At 61.7% G+C, this 18,781-nt stretch carries 14 protein-coding genes; 4 read left to right on the top strand and 10 right to left on the bottom strand.

Annotated elements, in window-relative coordinates; genetic code table 11:
* Window positions 1-4: 4 nt before the first annotated feature.
* Together IF189_RS26355 and IF189_RS26350 are read left to right on the top strand one after the other, a co-directional pair.
* Window positions 5-496, top strand: a complete 492-nt coding sequence (locus tag IF189_RS26355; RefSeq protein WP_085709125.1) for a M48 family metallopeptidase — start codon at window positions 5-7, stop codon at window positions 494-496.
* A gap of 24 nt (window positions 497-520) precedes the next feature.
* The gene (locus tag IF189_RS26350; protein WP_008033286.1) at window positions 521-817 is read left to right on the top strand and encodes a winged helix-turn-helix domain-containing protein; all 297 of its coding nucleotides are present in this window, start codon (window positions 521-523) and stop codon (window positions 815-817) included.
* A 42-nt stretch (window positions 818-859) separates the two neighbouring features.
* Here IF189_RS26350 and IF189_RS26345 read toward each other — a convergent pair whose 3' ends face one another.
* On the bottom strand, window positions 860-1,312 hold the full coding sequence (locus tag IF189_RS26345) for a GNAT family N-acetyltransferase (protein ID WP_011336314.1): 453 nt from the start codon (window positions 1,310-1,312) through the stop codon (window positions 860-862).
* Window positions 1,313-1,568: 256 nt separating this feature from the next.
* Here IF189_RS26345 and IF189_RS26340 point away from each other — a divergent pair, with 256 nt between their 5' ends.
* Window positions 1,569-2,306, top strand: a complete 738-nt coding sequence (locus tag IF189_RS26340) for a substrate-binding periplasmic protein (protein WP_134828363.1) — start codon at window positions 1,569-1,571, stop codon at window positions 2,304-2,306.
* Window positions 2,307-2,446: 140 nt separating this feature from the next.
* Here the strand turns inward: IF189_RS26340 and yccS are convergent, their stop codons facing one another.
* The 9 genes from yccS to betI form a co-directional block, all read right to left on the bottom strand.
* On the bottom strand, window positions 2,447-4,630 hold the full coding sequence (yccS, locus tag IF189_RS26335) for a YccS family putative transporter (RefSeq protein WP_134828362.1): 2,184 nt from the start codon (window positions 4,628-4,630) through the stop codon (window positions 2,447-2,449).
* A 254-nt stretch (window positions 4,631-4,884) separates the two neighbouring features.
* The gene (locus IF189_RS26330; protein ID WP_192552476.1) at window positions 4,885-6,063 is read right to left on the bottom strand and encodes an NAD(P)/FAD-dependent oxidoreductase; all 1,179 of its coding nucleotides are present in this window, start codon (window positions 6,061-6,063) and stop codon (window positions 4,885-4,887) included.
* Between the two features lie 158 nt (window positions 6,064-6,221).
* Window positions 6,222-7,607 (bottom strand): ATP-dependent RNA helicase DbpA, encoded by a 1,386-nt coding sequence (dbpA, locus tag IF189_RS26325; protein WP_085709131.1) that lies wholly within the window; start codon window positions 7,605-7,607, stop codon window positions 6,222-6,224.
* 80 nt (window positions 7,608-7,687) lie between these two features.
* Entirely contained in the window at window positions 7,688-9,127 is a 1,440-nt protein-coding gene (gene mdtD, locus IF189_RS26320) for a multidrug transporter subunit MdtD (RefSeq protein WP_085709132.1), read from the bottom strand.
* Window positions 9,128-9,284: 157 nt separating this feature from the next.
* Complete coding sequence (locus IF189_RS26315; protein ID WP_134828359.1) at window positions 9,285-10,622, bottom strand: TldD/PmbA family protein; 1,338 nt, start codon at window positions 10,620-10,622, stop codon at window positions 9,285-9,287.
* Window positions 10,622-12,064, bottom strand: coding sequence for a TldD/PmbA family protein (locus IF189_RS26310; RefSeq protein WP_192552475.1), 1,443 nt, complete (start codon window positions 12,062-12,064; stop codon window positions 10,622-10,624). The genes IF189_RS26315 and IF189_RS26310 overlap by 1 nt, the downstream gene beginning before the upstream one ends.
* Before the next feature lie 282 nt (window positions 12,065-12,346).
* Window positions 12,347-14,050 carry a choline dehydrogenase gene (gene betA, locus IF189_RS26305; protein ID WP_085709135.1) on the bottom strand — a complete coding sequence of 568 codons (1,704 nt, stop codon included), beginning with the start codon at window positions 14,048-14,050 and terminating at the stop codon, window positions 12,347-12,349.
* Between the two features lie 115 nt (window positions 14,051-14,165).
* On the bottom strand, window positions 14,166-15,638 hold the full coding sequence (betB, locus tag IF189_RS26300; protein ID WP_085709136.1) for a betaine-aldehyde dehydrogenase: 1,473 nt from the start codon (window positions 15,636-15,638) through the stop codon (window positions 14,166-14,168).
* Between the two features lie 88 nt (window positions 15,639-15,726).
* Window positions 15,727-16,320, bottom strand: coding sequence for a transcriptional regulator BetI (gene betI / locus IF189_RS26295; protein WP_085688616.1), 594 nt, complete (start codon window positions 16,318-16,320; stop codon window positions 15,727-15,729).
* 482 nt (window positions 16,321-16,802) lie between these two features.
* On the opposite strand from betI, the gene IF189_RS26290 reads away from it, so the two are divergent.
* Window positions 16,803-18,743 carry a BCCT family transporter gene (locus IF189_RS26290; RefSeq protein WP_240789169.1) on the top strand — a complete coding sequence of 647 codons (1,941 nt, stop codon included), beginning with the start codon at window positions 16,803-16,805 and terminating at the stop codon, window positions 18,741-18,743.
* Window positions 18,744-18,781 lie beyond the last annotated feature (38 nt).

The following is an 18,781-nucleotide window of genomic DNA, read 5'->3' as shown; positions in this document are numbered from 1 at the left end:
GCCCATGACCGCGTTGAAATACCTCCAGGCCTATCCCGCGCAATTGCAGGATCAGGTGCGCCAATTGATTGCCGACGATCGCCTCGGTGATTACCTGAGCCAACGTTATCCGGGCCGCCACGATGTGCAGAGCGACAAGGCGTTGTACGGCTACGCGCTGGACCTGAAACAGGAATACCTGCGCAACGCCCCGGCCATCGACAAGGTACTGTTCGACAACCGTCTCGACCTGACCCACCGCGCTCTCGGTCTGCACACCACGGTGTCGCGGGTGCAGGGCGGCAAGCTCAAGGCCAAGAAAGAGATTCGCATCGCCTCGCTGTTCAAGGAGGCCGCGCCTGAGTTCCTGAAGATGATCGTCGTGCATGAACTGGCGCACTTCAAGGAGTCGGATCACAACAAGGCGTTCTATAAATTATGTGAGCACATGCTGCCGGGCTATCACCAGATCGAGTTCGATCTGCGGGTGTACCTGACGTGGCGGGACATGCAATAAGACATCAAACAACGGAGCGCATGCATGGACGTGAGCAAGACCAAGAGCAGTTTCTACCGGCGCTTGTACGTGGCGTATCTGATCGACAGCGGCCTGGCCAGCAGCGTACCGGCGCTGACCGACGTCACCGGCATGCCCCGGCGCACGGCGCAGGACACCATTGCGGCGCTGGCGGATCTGGATATTGTCTGCGAGTTCGAGCAGGAAGAGGGTGCGCGCAATCATGCGGGGCGCTATCGGATTCGCGAGTGGGGGGCGATTGATCGGGGGTGGATCGAGCGGAATTTGCGGCAGATCAAGGCTGTGCTTGAGTATCCCTGACCGATGTAGTCCCTTCGCGGGCACACCCGCGAAGGGGAAGTCTCAAGACCGACGCATCCCGATATGCGGAATGTCATCCTCCAGATATTCCTCACCCGCCACGACAAACCCGTACCGCCCGTAATACCCCTGCAAGTGCGCCTGGGCCGACAGATAGATCGGCACTTCAGGCCAGCGCTTCTCGGCCTGTTTCAGCGCCTGCTCCATCATCTCGTGCCCCAACCCTTTGCCACGTCCGGCCGGCGCCGTCAGCACCCGGCCGATCACCACGTCGCCGCCCTGGGATTCCGGGTCCAGCAGGCGCAGATATGCCACCAGCTGATCACCGTCCCAACCCATCAGATGGCAGGTGTCCCCGTCCAGATCCTGCCCGTCCGGGTCCAGGTACGCGCAGCGCTGTTCGACCACGAATACTTCCGAGCGCAATTTCAAAATGGCGTACAGCTGTTCCAGTCCCAGATCGCTGTGATGTTTGCAGACCCACTCGATTGTCATCTTCCGATTCCTTGAACTACGTCGTCCGATACTAAGCGCCACGTCGAAATATGTCTGTATGGCTGAGAAATCTGTGACAAAGGCCAAAATGCCATCATTCCCTTCTGGCGGCGCCGACATCTTTGTGTAATCTGCTGAGAAGCGCTGTGCAACGGCTTCAATGAGCTAATGTTAGGGCCTGGGATTCGCCGGTACGGGGCCTTGGGGTTTTGACTGAAAACACGCCGGGCGGCCCGCCCGCTAAGGATTTTCAAGCATGCCGCGATTGCATCGAGCGTTGGCTTTGATCGGATTGCTGTTGCTGGGTCAAAGCGCTGCAGCGGAGAAACTGCGTCTGGTCTTCGACGTCTGGCCGCCCTTTACCGATGACACACTGGTCAACGGCGGGTTGGCCACGGACATCGTCAGCACGGCCCTGGCCCGGGCCGGTTATGCCAGCGATTACGAACAGGTGCCGTGGGCGCGGGCGCTGCTCGGGGTTGGCGAGGGGCGTTACGACGTGCTGGTCAACGCCTGGTACAACGACGAGCGTACGAAGCTGGGGCAGTTTTCCGACGAGTATTTGCTCAACCGCGTGCGTTTTCTCAAGCGCAAAGACACGCCCATCGAATACAACAACCTGCAGGAACTGCACACCTATCCGATTGCGGTAGTGCGCGGCTACGCCTATTCGGCGCCGTTCGATGCCGATACCGCGCTGCAGAAAGTCCCTGTGCATAACTTCGCCATGGCCGTGCGCATGCTGGCGGCGGACCGGGTCAAGCTGACCCTGGAAGACGAGTTCGTCGCCCGCTATTACCTGGCCCGTGAATCACCGAAAGTGCGCAACGCCGTGGAGTTCCTGCCCAAGCCCTTGAGCGAGAACAGCCTGCACATTCTGGTCAGCCTGAAGAACCCGGAGCACGAACAGATCGTGGCCGGGTTCGACAAGGCGATTGCGGCGATGAAGGCCGATGGCAGCTACGACAAGTTGCTCAGGCAGCACGGAATGTAGCCTGAAAGATTTTTAGTGCACGAACGGGCCTCTTCGCGGGCAAGCCCGCTCCCACAGGTACAGCGGCAGTTCACATATTTTGTGTACCACACCGACACTGTGGGAGCGGGCTTGCCAGCGATGAGGCCTGTTCGGCCAGCTCAGTCTTCGGCTGTGTCCTTGATCAAGTGCGCCGCCAGCGTCCGCAACGGGCCCAGCTGGCGGCAGATCAACGCCAGTTGCGTCTGCACCAGTCGCTGGCCTTCATCGATCTCGTCCGCCATCTGCTCCAGTTCATTGGCCAGCGCTTCTTCCTCATCGCTCTGGATCGCAATCGGCTGTTTGCTGGCCAGACCCTGGGCGATTTCATCGATGCTGCTGGCCAGTTTCACCCCGGCGCCATCGATCAGATGTTCACGCACTTCGGCCGGCAACTGGGTTTCCCGGTGTGCGCCAAGGCCCGACAAATAACTGAGCAGCGTGTGCGACAGCACCAGGAAGCGGAAGCCAACATCGGCCTCTTTGCGGAAATGCCCCGGCTCCATCAGCATGTTCGCCAGCGTGGTCGACAGCGCCGCGTCGGCGTTGTGCGCGTTGCGCCGGGCGAGGCGATAGGCGAGGTCGTCGCTCTTGCCGGCGGCGTATTGCTGCATGATCTGGCGCAGGTAGATGCTGTTGCAGGTCAGGGTGTTGGCCAGCACTTTGTTCAGGCGCCGACCCTGCCAGTCCGGCAGGAACAGGATCACCGTCAGGCCTGCGATCAGACTGCCGAGCAGGGTATCGAACAGGCGCGGCACGAACAGCCCGTACCCGTCGCCGACCTGATTGAAGCAGAACAGCACCATGATCGTGATGGCGGCGGTCGCCACGGTGTAGCGGGTGGTGCGGTTGGTAAAGAACACCACGCCGGCGGCGATGGCGAAGCACGACTGCACCAGCGGGCTCGGAAACAGATCGAACAGCGCCCAGGCGATGGTCAGGCCGATGGCGGTGCCGAGAATCCGCTGGCCGAGTTTGCGCCGGGTGGCGCCGTAGTTCGGCTGGCAGACGAACAGCGTGGTGAGGATGATCCAGTAACCCTGCGACGGGTGAATCAGATGCACCATGCCGTAACCGATGCTCAGCGCCAGCGGCAGGCGCAGGGCATGGCGGAACAGCAATGACGTCGGCGTCAGCTGCGTGCGCAGGCGGGTCAGGACATCCTTGAAGTTGCGTGGCGAACGGTCGAGCAGGCTGCTGTCGGTGGCATCGGCCAGGGCATCAGGGTTGCTGGCGTCGCTGAGCAAGCGGTCGAGGGTGCCGAGGTTGGCCGCCAGCGCCCGCAGCGAACGCAGCAGCCCGCGCCAGGCCGGGTTGCTCTGGATGCGCAGGTGTTCGAGGGAGGCGTGCAGGTCGCTCAGGGCTTCGGCAAACGTCGCGTCGTAGATGAACGGCTGGCGCATCTGGATCGACTCGGCCAGCGCCCGGCAGGCCTTGCCTTGCTGGCGCAGCAGGCGCTGGCAGCGGAACAGCACGTCGCTGTGGAAAAACGCCTCGGCCAGCGCGTTGTAAGGGTAGTGCGAAGAACTGGCGCGCTCGTGAATGTCTTGGGCGAGGAAGTACAGCTTCAGGTAGCGGCTGACTTTCGAGCCGGGACGGCCGTTGCCGACCCGATGTAGGATGATTTCCTTGGCGCTGTTCAGGGCTGCGACGACACGACCGTTTTGCTGGGCCAGTTCCAGGCGCCGCGCCTCGACGTCCAGCTGACGGATCGGCTCGAACAGCGAGGCTTTCAGCTTCAGGTAATAACCCAGTTCACGGAACAGCCGCGCCAGGCTTTGCTGCACCGGCTGGTTGGAGAACATCGCCTGCCACAAAACCGACAGCAGGCCGTACCACGCGGCACCGGCCACCAGCAGCATCGGTTCGTGCCAGAAATCCGTGACCGCGCCACCGCGCTGGTCGACGCCGATCATGGTGTAGACGGAAAGAATCAGGGTCGCCGAGGCAATCGCCCCGTAACGCTCGCCGAGCGCGCCAAGCATGGTCAGACCGAAACTGGCCAGTGCCAAAGCGATGACGAACACGATGGGGTAGGGGAACAGCAATTCCACCGACAGCGCCGCAACGCTGAAACACACCAGCGTCACCGCCAGTGCGTTGAGGCGGCCCTGCCAGCTGTCGTCGGTTTCGGCCAGGGCGCTGGCAATGATCCCGAGGAACAGCGGGATCAGCAGCCCCATTTCATCCTGATACCAGCACAGCGCCATGCTGCCGGTCAGGGCGATGAACACCCGCACGCTGTAGCTGAATTTATCCAGCGCCCACAGGCGCCGCAAAGACTGACGAAACGAGGTCGAGGACATGAAGTGCGAAGGCCTTCCGAGGCGATGCCGCTAAATTGAGCCAGTAATGACGCCGACGCAATGGCGCCGATCACATCTGACAGCAAAAAGTGTTCCTTTGGGCCGTTGTGCCGAACTCAATTTCCAGGGTTGGAAAAGAAACTGTGGGAGCTGGCTTGCCAGCGATAGCGGTCTGACAGTCAACAATGATGTTGGATCTGCCGGCCTCATCGCTGGCAAGCCAGCTCCCACAGGTTTTTACATTTAGTGTTGGGTCAGACGTACTGCGCGGCGGCGTAGCCAGAAGCCCAGGCCCACTGGAAGTTGAATCCGCCCAGATGTCCGGTGACGTCGAGCACTTCACCAACGAAGTAGAGGCCCGGGCTTTTCAGCGATTCCATGGTCTTGGACGACACTTCGCGGGTGTCGACGCCGCCGAGGGTGACTTCGGCAGTGCGGTAGCCCTCGGTGCCGGCCGGGACGACTTTCCAGCTGCCGAGCTTCTCGGCGATGTCTGCCAGTTCGGCGTGGGTGTACTGCTTCATCGGTTTGGAGACGAACCAGTTGTCCGCCAGCAGGTTGGCCATCTTCTTGGTGAAAATTTCGCCGAGCAGGGTTTTCAGTTCGCTGTTCGGGCGCTCGGCGGTCTGCTGTTGCAGCCAGCTCGCGGCGTCGTGATCCGGCAGCAGGTTGATCTCGACGGTATCGCCCGGCTCCCAGAACGAGGAAATCTGCAGAATCGCCGGGCCGCTGAGGCCGCGGTGAGTGAACAGAATGTTCTCGCGAAAACTCTGGTCGTTGCAGCTGACCAGGCAATCCACCGAGGTGCCGGACAGTTCGGTGCACAGATCCTTGAGCTGATCGGTGATGGTGAACGGCACCAGCCCGGCGCGGGTCGGCAGCAGGTCGTGGCCGAATTGCTTGGCGACCTGATAACCGAAACCGGTGGCGCCCAGCGTCGGGATCGACAGTCCGCCGGTGGCGATCACCAGCGACTGGCACTGGATCTGGCCGAGGGTGGTGTCGAGCAGGTAACCGCTCTCGACTTTCTCGATGGTCTGGATCGAGGTGTCCAGGTGCAGGTTGACGCCGACCTGATCGCACTCGTCCAGCAGCATGCCGAGGATGTCGCTGGATTTGTTATCGCAGAACAGTTGGCCGAGTTTTTTCTCGTGATACGGCACGGCGTGTTTGGCGACCATGCCGATGAAATCCCACTGGGTGTAGCGAGCCAGCGCGGATTTGCAGAAGTGCGGATTCTGCGAGAGGAAATTGCCCGGCTCGGTGTACATGTTGGTGAAGTTGCAGCGCCCACCGCCGGACATCAGGATTTTCTTGCCGGCCTTGTTCGCGTGGTCGAGCAGCAACACCTGACGCCCACGCCCGGCGGCGGTCAGTGCACACATCAACCCTGCGGCGCCAGCGCCAATGATCACGACTTCGGTAGAGCGCAAAACGGAGTCCTCACAAAGTATTCAAAATTCACCGAAGACCAATGTGGGAGCGGGCTTGCCCGCGAAGAGGCCAGAACATTCAACATGGAAGTTGTCTGTTAGTCCGTCATCGCGGGCAAGCCCGCTCCCACAAGGATCTACTTCGGATGGTAGATCGTTTACAAAACCCGAACGCGCAGCGAACGACCCTTGATCTTGCCGTTGTTCAAGCGCTGCAGCGCCTGCATGACCACGGTGCGCTCGACGGCCACATAGGACTGGAAGTCGAAGATCGCGATCTTGCCGACCTGGGTGCCCGGAATCCCGGCTTCACCGGTCAGTGCGCCGAGAATGTCGCCCGGACGCACCTTGTCCTTGCGTCCGCCGGCGATGCACAGCGTGCTCATCGGTGGTTGCAGCGGGGCACCGCCCTGGGATTTCAGGTTGTCCACTTGATCCCAGTTCAGCGGGGTTTTCTGCAGTTGTTCGATGGCCTGGGCGCGATGCGCTTCCGATGGCGCCACCAGGCTGACCGCGATGCCTTTCTCGCCGGCACGACCGGTACGGCCGACGCGGTGAATGTGGATTTCCGAATCCCGGGCCAGCTCGACGTTGATCACCATGTCCAGCGAATCGATGTCCAGACCACGGGCGGCAACGTCAGTGGCGACCAGTACCGAAGTGCTGCGGTTGGCGAACATCGCCAGTACCTGGTCGCGGTCGCGCTGTTCCAGATCGCCGTGCAGGCCGACGGCGGAGATGCCTTTGGAGGTCAGGTGATCGACGGTTTCCTGCACTTGCTGCTTGGTGAAGCAGAAGGCCACGGTGGAGGCCGGGCGGAAGTGGTGCAGGACCTTGGTCACCGCGCTCATGCGCTCTTCCGGGGAAATCTCGTAGAAGCGCTGCTCGATCTGGGTGTCGTCGTGGAACGCTTCGGCCTTGACCGTCTGCGGATCGCGCATGAACTTCGACGCCAGTTGCTTGATGCCCACCGGATAGGTCGCCGAGAACAGCAGGGTCTGACGGCGGGTCGGGGTCTGCTCGATGATGTCTTCGATGGCGTCGTAGAAACCCATGTCGAGCATGCGGTCGGCTTCGTCGAGGATCAGCGTGTTCAGGCCGTCGAGCACCAGCGAACCCTTGCGCAGGTGCTGCTGGATGCGCCCCGGGGTGCCGACGATGATGTGCGCGCCGTGCTCGAGCGAGGCGATCTGCGGGCCGAACGACACGCCGCCGCACAGGGTCAGGACCTTGATGTTGTCTTCGGCGCGGGCCAGACGACGGATTTCTTTGGCGACCTGGTCGGCCAGCTCGCGGGTCGGGCAGATGACCAGTGCCTGGCAACCGAAGTAGCGCGGATTGATCGGGTTCAGCAGGCCGATGCCGAACGCGGCGGTCTTGCCGCTGCCGGTCTTGGCCTGGGCGATCAGGTCCATCCCCTTGAGGATCACCGGCAAGCTCTGCGCCTGGATCGGCGTCATCTGGGCATAACCGAGAGATTCGAGGTTAGCCAGCATGGCGGCGGACAGCGGCAAAGTATTAAAAGCGGTGGCGATGGTGGTCACGGGACTGGCCTGCAAAACAAAATGTCGCGCAGTGTAGCAGCCCCGTGCCACTTTCCTCGAAAGTTCTGGACGAACAGCGGTTAATGTTCGATGTGTTCGTCCGGATGTTCATCGGGACGTTTGACGCGCCGCCCGTCCTCTTTCGAGAGTTGCGAGAAGATGGTCGCCGCCAGCATCGCCATGACACCCACGGTCACGAACGTCAGCTGGAACGCGCCCAGTACGGTTTCAACGCCATCATTGCCGATTTCCGCCGTGAAGCCGCCGAGCAGGGCACCGGCGCAGGCCACCCCGAGACTCAGCGACAACTGCGCGACCACCGACAGCAGGCTGTTGCCGCTGCTGGCGCTGGCGTCGTCGAGATCGATCAGGGTCACGGTGTTCATCGCGGTGAACTGCAGCGAGTTGATCGCGCCGAGAATCGCCAGCAGGCACAACAGCAGCCAATACGGTGTCTGCTCGCTGACCAGGCCCATGCTCGCCAGCATGATTCCCAAGGCCAGCGTGTTGCCGGTCAAAACGATGCGATAGCCGAGACGTTCGATCAGCGGCCGCGCCATCCACTTGGCAAACATCGCTGCGGCGGCCAGCGGCAGCATGCTCATCCCGGCCTGCGAAGGTGAATAACCCAGCGCCACCTGCAGCAGCAACGGCACCAGAAACGGCAACGCGCCGCTGCCCAGACGGGCGAACAGGTTACCGATGATCCCCACCGCAAACGTCCGGGTCTTGAACAGCGAAGGCGCGAACAACGGATTCTCGACACGTCCGGCGCGCAGCCAGTACGCCGCCAGACACGCCATGCCACCGAACAGCAGCAACATCACCCGCAGGTGCGGCAGATGCAATTCGCCAAGGCCTTCCATGGCGATGGTGATCAGAATCATCGCCGCGCCGAACAGCAGGAAACCCAGGCTATCGAAGCGCGTACGTTCGGTGCCGCGCAGGTCGGGAATGAACTTCCACACCGCATAGCAGCCGATGACGCCGACCGGCAGGTTGATCAGGAAGATCCAGTGCCACGTCAGGTACTGCACCATCCAGCCGCCCATGGTCGGGCCGATCAGCGGGCCGAGCAGGCCGGGAATGGTGATGAAACCCATGATCCGCACCAGCTCCGAACGCGGGTAGGCGCGCAGCACGACCAATCGCCCGACCGGCAGCATCAACGCGCCGCCGAGACCCTGAATCACCCGGGCGCCGACCAGCATGGTCAGGCTGCTGGACAGGGCACAGAGCAGCGAACCGATGCTGAACAGCAGGATCGCGCCGAAGAAAATCTTCTTGGTGCCGAAGCGGTCGGCGATCCAGCCCGAGGCCGGAATCAGCAACGCCACGGTGAGCATGTAGGCGATGACTACACCCTGCATGCGCAACGGGTCTTCGGCCAGATCCCTGGCCATGGCCGGCAGGGCGGTGTTGAGGATGGTCCCGTCGAGGGACTGCATGAAGAAAGCGATGGCGACGACCCACGGCAACCAGCGGGCGGTGATGGCGTCGAGAGGCGGGCGGTTGGGCATGGAACCTCTGTTAGTGGCAGGTAACCGGATCCTGTGGGGGCTGCGGTGCGACGATTCGACTTGCCAGCGATGGCGGGCTCTCAGGCAACACTTGTATTGAATTCAAGGGCCCTATCGCTGGCAAGCCAGCTCCCACAGGTTTTGCGGTGTCGCGGTGTTACAAGGTCAGGGTCAGTCGGCTCACCAACGCTCCCGGCAACAACGCCGACGACGTATTGCGCTGACTGTAGGTGCTTGCCGACAGCAGCAACTCACGCTCGGCAGTCAACGCTTCCAGCTGCGAACCCAGCAGGCTGTAAGCGCTGTCGTCGAAACGCATGGTGCTGACCGGCGCCTGAATCTCGCCGTTCTCGACCCAGAACGTGGCAAACCGGGTCATGCCGGTCAGGCGCGCCGCCGGTTGATCCGAGAAGTTCAGGTACCACAGGTTGCTGATGTACAGCCCGGTGCCCAACTGCTTGAGGATTTCGGCCTGCGGCAGATCACCGGCGCCCATGTTCAGCGCGCTCGGCGATTCGCCACCGCCGGCACCGTTGGCCGTCAAACCGTATTCGGCGGCACTGCGCGAACCGACCAACTGGTCACCCGCTTTGCCTTCGATGATCAACCGCAGATCGCTGCGTGGGTAACCTTCGCCGGAAAACGCCGGGCTCAGCGAGTCGCTGACTTTCTCGTCGAGGGACACCAGCGGGCTGAACGCCTGGTCGCCGGCATACAGCTTCTGCAACGGGCTGCTCTTGCTGGCAATCGACTGCGCCGAGAAACCGCCCCAGCACAACATGCCCATGATTTCTTCCAGGGCTGCCGGTGCCAGATAGGCGCGGTATTGTCCCGGTGGCAGGGTGCGCAACGGACGACCGAGAAACTCAAGCTGCTCGCGGGCCTGCTGGAAACGCTTGGCGAAACCTTCGCTGCTCCACTCGTGCCCGGCGTAGCTGGCTTTCACCGCTTCGCCGTTCTCGTGGAACAGGCTGAAGTCGAAGTTGAAACTGTTGGCCTGATGCCAGCCGAACGCGCCGGAAGAACTGGCGAATCCACGGCTGATGGGACCGGCGGCATAGAAACCGACCAGATCCAGACCTTCGGCCGCCTCGGCGATTTCAGCGACCACCTGCTCGGTGTCCGGCAGCGGATGTTCCTGCACGTTCTGGCTCCGCCAGCCGTTGTGGTTGAGCAGCAGGTACGGATCCTGCGGCAGCAGCGGCAGGGTTTCGCGCAGTTGTTGCAGGCCTTCTGCGAGGCGTTGCAGGTCGGTAGCCTGTTCGCCGGACAGGGTGATGTGCAGGTCGGCATGGCGGCCATCGTCGATCAGTTTCAGGCCGATACCGGCTTGTTGCACTTGCCCGGCCTGACGCACCTTGGCGTGGTTGAAGCGCACGAAGGCCGACGATTCGGCGTCATAACTCAGCGTGAATTGTTCCGGCTCGCGCACAGCATCGCGCAGCCAGTTGACCAGCACCTTGAAGGCCTCGACCTGGCTCTTGGAAATACTCATCAGGCGTCTCCCCCAAACACATCAACATTGCTGAACACGCAGGCCGGCGAAGCGTGGCCGACGCGGATCACCTGGTTCGGTTCGCCTTTGCCGCAGTTCGGCGTGCCCAGCACTTTGGTGGTGCCAGCGTTGCCGACCGCGCGCAGGCTCTTCCAGAAGTGCGCGGAAATACCCCGGTAGTTCGGGTTTTTCACCACGCCTTTGAGTTCGCCGTTTTCAATCAACTGGCCCCATTCGCAGCCGAACTGGAATTTGTTCCGCGCGTCGTCGATCGACCACGAACGGTTGGTGCTCATCAGGATGCCGTTTTCGATGCCGCCGATCAGTTGTTCCAGCGACTGGTCGCCCGGCTCGATATTGAGGTTGGCCATGCGGTCGATCGGCGGTCGGTTCCAGCCGCAGGCACGGCTGTTGGCGACACCGTCCAGGCCCGCGCGGAACTGCGACAGCGCACCACCCAACGGCCGCACCAGCAGACCTTCGCGAATCAGGAATTGCTTGCTGGCAGCCGTGCCGTCGTCATCGTGGCCGTAGCTCGCCAGCTCTTCGGGAATGTCCGGATCGAAGGTCACGTTGAGCAGTTTCGAGCCGTATTGCAGGCTGCCGAAATCCGAAGCTTTGACGAAACTGGTGCCGGCGTAATTGCGTTCGTCGCCGAGAATCCGGTCCAGTTCCAGCGGGTGGCCGATGGATTCGTGGATCTGCAGCATCATCTGGTCGGGCATCAGCAGCAGATCGCGCGGACCTTGCGGCGTATTTGGCGCGAGCAGCAGTTGCAGCGCCTGATCGGCGACTTGCGGACCGGCACCGATCAAGCCGCAGCGGCTGATCACGTCGGCGCCGCCCTGCTGGCCGAAGTTCTCGCGGCCGAGGCTGCGGGTCTGGCTGTCGTTGCCGTCGTAGGCGGTGACGTCCAGGCCCGGATAGACGAAGCGCTGGGCCTGGCGCAATTCGGCCCCGGCGCTACTCAGGTAGATCTGTTCGACGTGGGTGATGCCGATGCTCACTTCCCAGTTCACCAGGCGCTCATCCTTTGGCACCGAGGCGGATTCCGCGCCGAGCAGCTCGAAGCACTCGCTCAGGGACGGGAAGGGTTGTTCCAGATTGGGTGAAAAGTAGTCGGCGCGGTCGCTGGACACCGGCTGCTGGCTCAGGTCGAGCAGGGCGTGGGGCTTGATCCGCCGGGCCTGCTGTTCGGCGCGCTCGAGGGCGGCTTGCAGGCCTTGTTGCGACAGGTCATTGGTCGCGGCGTAGGCTTCGACGCCGTTGACGCGAACGGTGAGCATCGCGCCTTCGTCGCGGCTCAGGCTCGGCGGTTCGGCGACGTTCTTGCGCACCGACAGGTACTGGCCGGACTCGCGTACATATCGCAAGGAAAAAAACTCGGCGCCCGTGCGCAAGGCAGCGAAGCGCTGCTTGAGCTGGGGGTGGAAATCGAACATCAGGGAACCTCCTTGTTATGGGAGTAGCGGCGAAGCGGATTCGGCGGGGAGGGGTGAAACGATTGCGCGAGGACTAGAGTAGGCCTGCGTGGGGGTAGGATCAAGTGAAGAGGGGGTGTAGGAGGATTTACTGTGAAGCAGGGGAATTTGCAGTGAATTGCATGGCCTCATCGCGGGCAAGCCCGCTCCCACAGGTTTTTTGGTGGTTACAGAATCTGTGAACGACGCAAAACCTTGTGGGAGCTGGCTTGCCAGCGATTAGCCGTGACGCGGTATTACGACTTACTGAGCTACAGCACTCACATCACGCAGTGCCTTGCCTTTCACCGGCGCATCGCCAGCGACGTAGTACGGCGCCTTGCTGCGTGGCAGTGGCTGACGGCCACGGATCTTGTCGGCGATTTTCTCGGCCATCATGATCGTCGGGGCGTTCAGGTTGCCGGTGGTGATGATCGGCATGATCGAGGCATCGACCACACGCAGACCCTGCATGCCATGCACGCGGCCCTGGCCGTCCACGACCGCCATCTCGTCGGTGCCCATCTTGCACGAGCAGGACGGGTGGAACGCGGTTTCGGCGTGCTCGCGGATGAACTTGTCCAGTTGCTCATCGGTTTGCACTTCGATGCCCGGGCTGATTTCGCGGCCACGGAAGGCGTCCAGTGCAGGCTGTTGCATGATTTCACGGGTCAGGCGGATGCCGTCGCGGAATTCCTGCCAGTCCTGCTCGGTGGCCATGTAGTTGAACAGGATGCTCGGGTGCTGGCGCGGATCCTTGGATTTGACCTGGATGCGACCACGGCTCGGCGAACGCATGGAGCCCATATGCGCCTGGAAGCCGTGCTCTTTCACACCGTTGCTGCCGTTGTAGTTAATCGCTACCGGCAGGAAGTGGTACTGGATGTTCGGCCATTCGAATTCCGGACGGGTGCGGATGAAACCGCCCGCTTCGAACTGGTTGCTGGCGCCGATGCCGGTGCCGTTGAACAGCCACTCGGCACCGATGGCCGGCTGGTTGTACCAGAGCAGCGACGGGTACAGCGAGACCGGTTGGGTGCAGGCGAATTGCAGGTACAGCTCGAGGTGATCCTGCAGGTTTTCGCCGACGCCCGGCAGATCGTGAACGACCGGGATGTCGAGGCTTTCCAGCAGTTTCGCCGGGCCGACGCCGGAGCGTTGCAGCAGTTGCGGCGAGGCGATTGCGCCGGAGCAGACGATGACTTCTTTGCGAGCGCGGGCTTCAACGCGCTCTTCGGCAGCGCCGACCAGATAACGCACGCCGATGGCGCGCTTGCCTTCGAACAGAACCTTGTCAGTCAGGGCGTGAGTGACGATGGTCAGGGTCGAACGCTTCTTGGCCACGTCCAGGTAACCACGGGCGGTGGAGGCACGACGGCCCTTCGGCGTCACGGTGCGGTCCATCGGGCCGAAGCCTTCCTGCTGGTAGCCGTTCAAGTCTTCGGTGCGTGGGTAGCCGGCCTGCACGCCGGCCTCAACCATGGCGTGGAACAGCGGGTTGTTGCCAGCTTTCGGCGTGGTCACGCTGACCGGGCCTTCGCCACCGTGGTAGTCGTTCGGGCCGATGTCGCGGGTTTCCGCTTTGCGGAAGTACGGCAGGCAGTCGAGGTAGGTCCAGTCTTCCAGGCCTGGCAGTTTTGCCCAGCCGTCGTAGTCCATCGCGTTGCCGCGGATGTAGCACATGCCGTTGATCAGCGAGGAACCGCCGAGGCCCTTGCCGCGGCCGCATTCCATGCGACGACCGTCCATGTACGGTTCCGGATCGGTTTCGTACGCCCAGTTGTAGCGACGACCCTGCAGCGGGAATGCCAGTGCGGCCGGCATCTGCGTGCGGAAGTCCATGCGGTAGTCCGGGCCGCCCGCTTCGAGCAGCAGGACGGTGACGCCTTCGTCTTCAGTCAGACGGGTCGCCAGGGTGTTACCGGCAGAACCGGCACCCACAATGATGTAATCGAATTCCTGGGACATTGAATGCACCCTCTTTGAAAGTTGGTCAGGTCAGACAGCCGGCGCTTCCCGTGCGGGAGCGGCGATCAGACATGCCCGCGAAGGCAGCTTCGCGGGCAGCGCACGATGGCGGGTCTTAGAACACCGAGACGTAATCGCCCAGTTCGACCTGTACCGATTTGATGCGAGTGAAGTTGTTCAGCGAGCTGATGCCGTTCTCACGGCCAACGCCCGACTGCTTGTAACCGCCGACCGGCATTTTTGCGTCGGACTCGCCCCAGGCGTTGATCCAGCAGATACCGGCTTCCAGTTGATGAATCACGCGGTGGGCGCGGTTCAGGTCGCGGGTGACGATACCGGCGGCCAGGCCGAAGTCGGTGTCGTTGGCGCGGCGGATCACTTCTTCTTCGGTTTCGTAAGTCAGGATCGCCATCACCGGGCCAAAGATTTCTTCACGGACGATGGTCATGTCGTCGGTGCAGTCGGTGAACACGGTCGGTGCCACGAACGCGCCCTTGGCGAATTCGCCGTCGGTCATGCGCTCGCCGCCGCACAGAACGCGGGCGCCTTCTTCTTTACCCTTGGCGATGTAGCCCAGCACGTTTTCCATGTGCGCGAAGCTGACCAGCGGGCCGAAGTTGGTGTTTTCGTCTTCCGGGTTGCCAACGCGGATGCGCGCAACGCGCTCGACGATCTTGGCTTCGAAAGCGGCTTTCAGGTGGCTCGGCACGAATACGCGAGTGCCGTTGGTGCAGACCTGACCGGAGCTGTAGAAGTTGGCCATCATGGCGGTGTCGGCGGCGCGATCCAGGTCGGCGTCGTCGCAGATGATCAGCGGGGACTTGCCGCCCAGTTCCATGGTCACGTCTTTGAGCGACGAAGCCGAAGCGCTGGCCATTACCTTCTTGCCGGTGTCGGTGCCGCCGGTGAAGGAGATTTTTTCGATGCGTGGGTGTTCGGTCAGCCAGGTGCCGACTTCACGGCCGCTGCCGGTCAGTACGTTGAACACGCCATTTGGAACGCCGGCTTCGGTGTAGATCTCGGCCAGTTTCAGGGTGGTCAGCGAGGTGACTTCGCTTGGCTTGAAGATCATCGCGTTACCGGCCGCCAGGGCTGGAGCGGATTTCCACAGGGCGATCTGGATCGGGTAGTTCCACGCACCGATACCGGCAACCACGCCCAGCGGCTCGCGACGGGTGTAGACGAATGCGGTGTCACGCAGCGGGATCTGCTCGCCTTCGATGGCGGGTACCAGGCCTGCGTAGTATTCCAGCACGTCGGCGCCGGTGACGATGTCGACGTACTTGGTTTCGGAGAAGGCTTTACCGGTGTCCAGGGTTTCCAGTGCAGCCAGTTCATCGTTGCGCTCGCGCAGGATGTCGACGGCGCGACGCAGGATGCGCGAACGCTCCATGGCGGTCATCGCGGCCCAGATTTTCTGGCCTTTTTCGGCGCTGACTACTGCGCGCTCGACGTCTTCCTTGGTCGCACGTTGCACTTGTGCGAGGACTTCACCGTTAGCCGGGTTGATGGCTTCGAAGGTGGCATCGCTGCCGGCGTCGGAGTACGCGCCATCGATGTAGAGTTTTTGCAGTTCGAAACGGGCCATAGTGTCCTCGCAAGTGCATAAGTGGTTGGCGTTGACCACCGCGATCAGGCTGCGGTGGCGTTCAGGGGCCGAGCGTTTTCTGTGTGCTCTAGCTCACCTTCTTGGCCAATTGGAAATCCATGTATTCGTAAGCGATCTGTTGCGCCTGCGCAGTGTCGAAAGCGTCTCCCGACAGCGCGCCGCGCAACCACAAGCCGTCGATGAGAGCTGCCAGTCCACGGGCGGCGGTGCGCGCATCTTCGAGCGGCAACACACGGCGGAACTCGCAGCACAGGTTGGAATACAGACGGTGATCGTTGATCCGCTGCAACCTGTGCAAAGACGGCTGGTGCATGCTGGTGGCCCAGAAGGCCAGCCAGGTTTTCATTGCCGGGCCATTGACCTGGCTGGCGTCGAAGTTGCCTTCGATGATCACCTGCAGATGCGCCCGGGGGCTGCTGTCTGCCAGCGCCTGACGGCGCGCGGTGACGTTCTCGCTGAGGACGCTCATCAGATACCGCATCGTGGCGGCAATCAGGCCGTTCTTGTCCTGAAAATAGTGACTGATGATGCCATTCGAGACACCGGCCAGACGGGCGATCAGCGCAATGCTGGCGTCCCCCATTCCGACCTGATCGACGGCCTGCAAAGTGGCTTCGATCAGTTGTTGGCGGCGGATGGGTTGCATACCGACCTTGGGCATCTTGCACATCTCCTTAGGCCTTCCGACGGGCGATAAACGCCGATCGGATTGAGGGCCAGTCTATTTTGTTTTGATTGAACGTTCAATCAACAAAGAATAAGATCTGCGACAAATCGTCGCTGCCTACAGATTTTTCCTACGAGTAAGTGGCGATAAACCGACATCCGAAAATGCTCGAAACCTGCGCGGGGCAAGGCGCGGTTCGACGTTCGATGGACGTGTTGAATGGGCAAGACGCTCGAGGCCAGGTTTCGGATGAACGTCCGGACCTCGGCCACGACGGCGATTCGCGGTGCCATCTCTGCAGGTTCGGGCTTTTTTCGGGGTGTCTTTATATCACCCGCCGGTCGGCTGCCAACTAACCGATTGGTCGGGTTCCGTGTTGCCTTGTGTTCTTCTCTCGCACTGCCTGGAGCATTTGTGCCATGAGTTCTGCCTCGCTTATAAAGACCCCGCCCGAGAAGGTGACGGTCAACGGTTGGGTGTTCTACACCTCTACCGTGCTGATTCTGTTGTTGACCGCCATTCTGATCATCGCCCCGCAAGAGGCCGGCAGAATGTTGGGAGTGGCTCAGGCCTGGTTGTCCCGCAGCTTCGGCTGGTACTACATGGTGGTGATCGCCGCTTACCTCGTTTTCGTGGTGGGCCTGGCGTTTTCCTCCTACGGCAAACTCAAACTGGGTAGCAAGGACGACACCCCTGATTTCAGCTATGGCGCCTGGGCGGGGATGCTGTTCTCGTCGGGTATCGGTATTTCGCTGCTGTACTTCGGCGCGTCCGAGCCACTGGATCACTACTTCAACCCGCCGGAAGGCGCATCGGCCACCAACCTGGCGGCGCGTCAGGCTGTCCAGCTGACCTTCCTGCACTGGGGCCTGCACGGCTGGGCTATCTACGCGCTGGTCGGTCTGGCCGTGGCTTATTTCGCTTACCGTCATAACCAGCCGCTGGCACTGCGTTCGGCGCTGTACCCGCTGGTGGGCGAGCGTTGGGTCAAGGGCGCTGCCGGTCATGCGGTAGACGGCTTCGGCATGTTCGTGACCCTGCTGGGTCTGGTGACCAACCTGGGGATCGGCTCGCTGCAAGTGTCCTCGGGCCTGGAAAACCTGTTCGGCATGGAGCACAGCAACACCAACCTGCTGATCGTGATCATCGTGATGAGCACCGTGGCGACCATCGCTGCCGTGTCCGGCGTGGAAAACGGCATCCGTCGTCTGTCCAACCTCAACATCATTCTTTTCAGCGGCCTGCTGATTTTCGTGCTGCTGTTCGGCCCGACCCTGCACCTGCTCAACGGCTTCGTGCAGAACATCGGCGACTACCTCAACGGCGTGGTCATGAAGACCTTCGACCTGTACGTCTATGAAGGCGACAGTGCCAAGTCCGACCGCTGGCTGGGCCTGTGGACTCTGTTCTACTGGGCATGGTGGATTTCCTGGGCGCCATTCGTAGGCATGTTCATCGCGCGTATTTCCCGTGGCCGTACCGTGCGTGAACTGGTGGCCGGCGTGCTGCTGATTCCGCTGGGCTTCACCCTGGCGTGGCTGTCGATCTTCGGTAACTCGGCACTGGACCTGGTGATGAACCACGGTGCTGTGGAACTCGGCAAGACGGCGCTGGAACAGCCGTCGATGGCGATCTATCAGTTGCTGGAACACTACCCGGCGTCGAAAGTCGTCATCGGTGTGTCGATCTTCGTAGGTTTCGTGCTGTTCCTGACCCCGGCCGACTCCGGCGCGGTGATGATGGCCAACCTTTCCTGCAAGGGCGGCACTGTCGATGAAGACGCCCCGCACTGGCTGCGGATCTTCTGGTCGGTCGTGATCACCCTGGTGACCATCGGTCTGCTGTTCGCCGGTAACTTCGAAGCCATGCAAACCATGGTGGTGCTGGCCGGTCTGCCGTTCTCGGTGGTGCTGGTGTGCTTCATGTTCGGCCTGCACAAGGCGATGCGCCAGGACATGCAGATCGAACAGGAGCAGGCGCAACTGGCTGAACGCGGTCGTCGTGGTTTCAGCGAGCGCCTGACTCAGCTGGATCTGCAACCGAGCCAATCGGTGGTGCAGCGCTTCATGGACAAACACGTCACCCCGGCGCTGGACGATGCGGCTGCACAGCTGCGTACCCAAGGCCTGGAAGTGCAAACGCTGCTGGGTAAATCCAAGCGTTGCATGGGCGTGCGCGTCGAGATGGAAGAGGGCAACCCTTTTGTCTACGAAGTGAGCCTGGACGGCTATCTGGCGACCCCGACCGAATCGGCCCAGTCCGATGAAGCGCGCCAGCGTTACTACCGCGCCGAGGTGTACCTGCACAACGGCAGCCAGGATTACGACCTGATGGGCTTCACGCAGGATCAGATCACACGCGATGTGCTCGATCAGTTTGAAAGCCATCGGCAGCTCCTTGGCCGGGTGTACAGCTAAAAGCGATTGTTCATTCCCACGTTCTGCGTGGGAATGAT

It is taken from the genome of Pseudomonas sp. IzPS59 (assembly GCF_014863505.1).
GTDB lineage: Bacteria > Pseudomonadota > Gammaproteobacteria > Pseudomonadales > Pseudomonadaceae > Aquipseudomonas > Aquipseudomonas kribbensis.
This window is presented reverse-complemented; position numbering and strand designations above follow the sequence as displayed.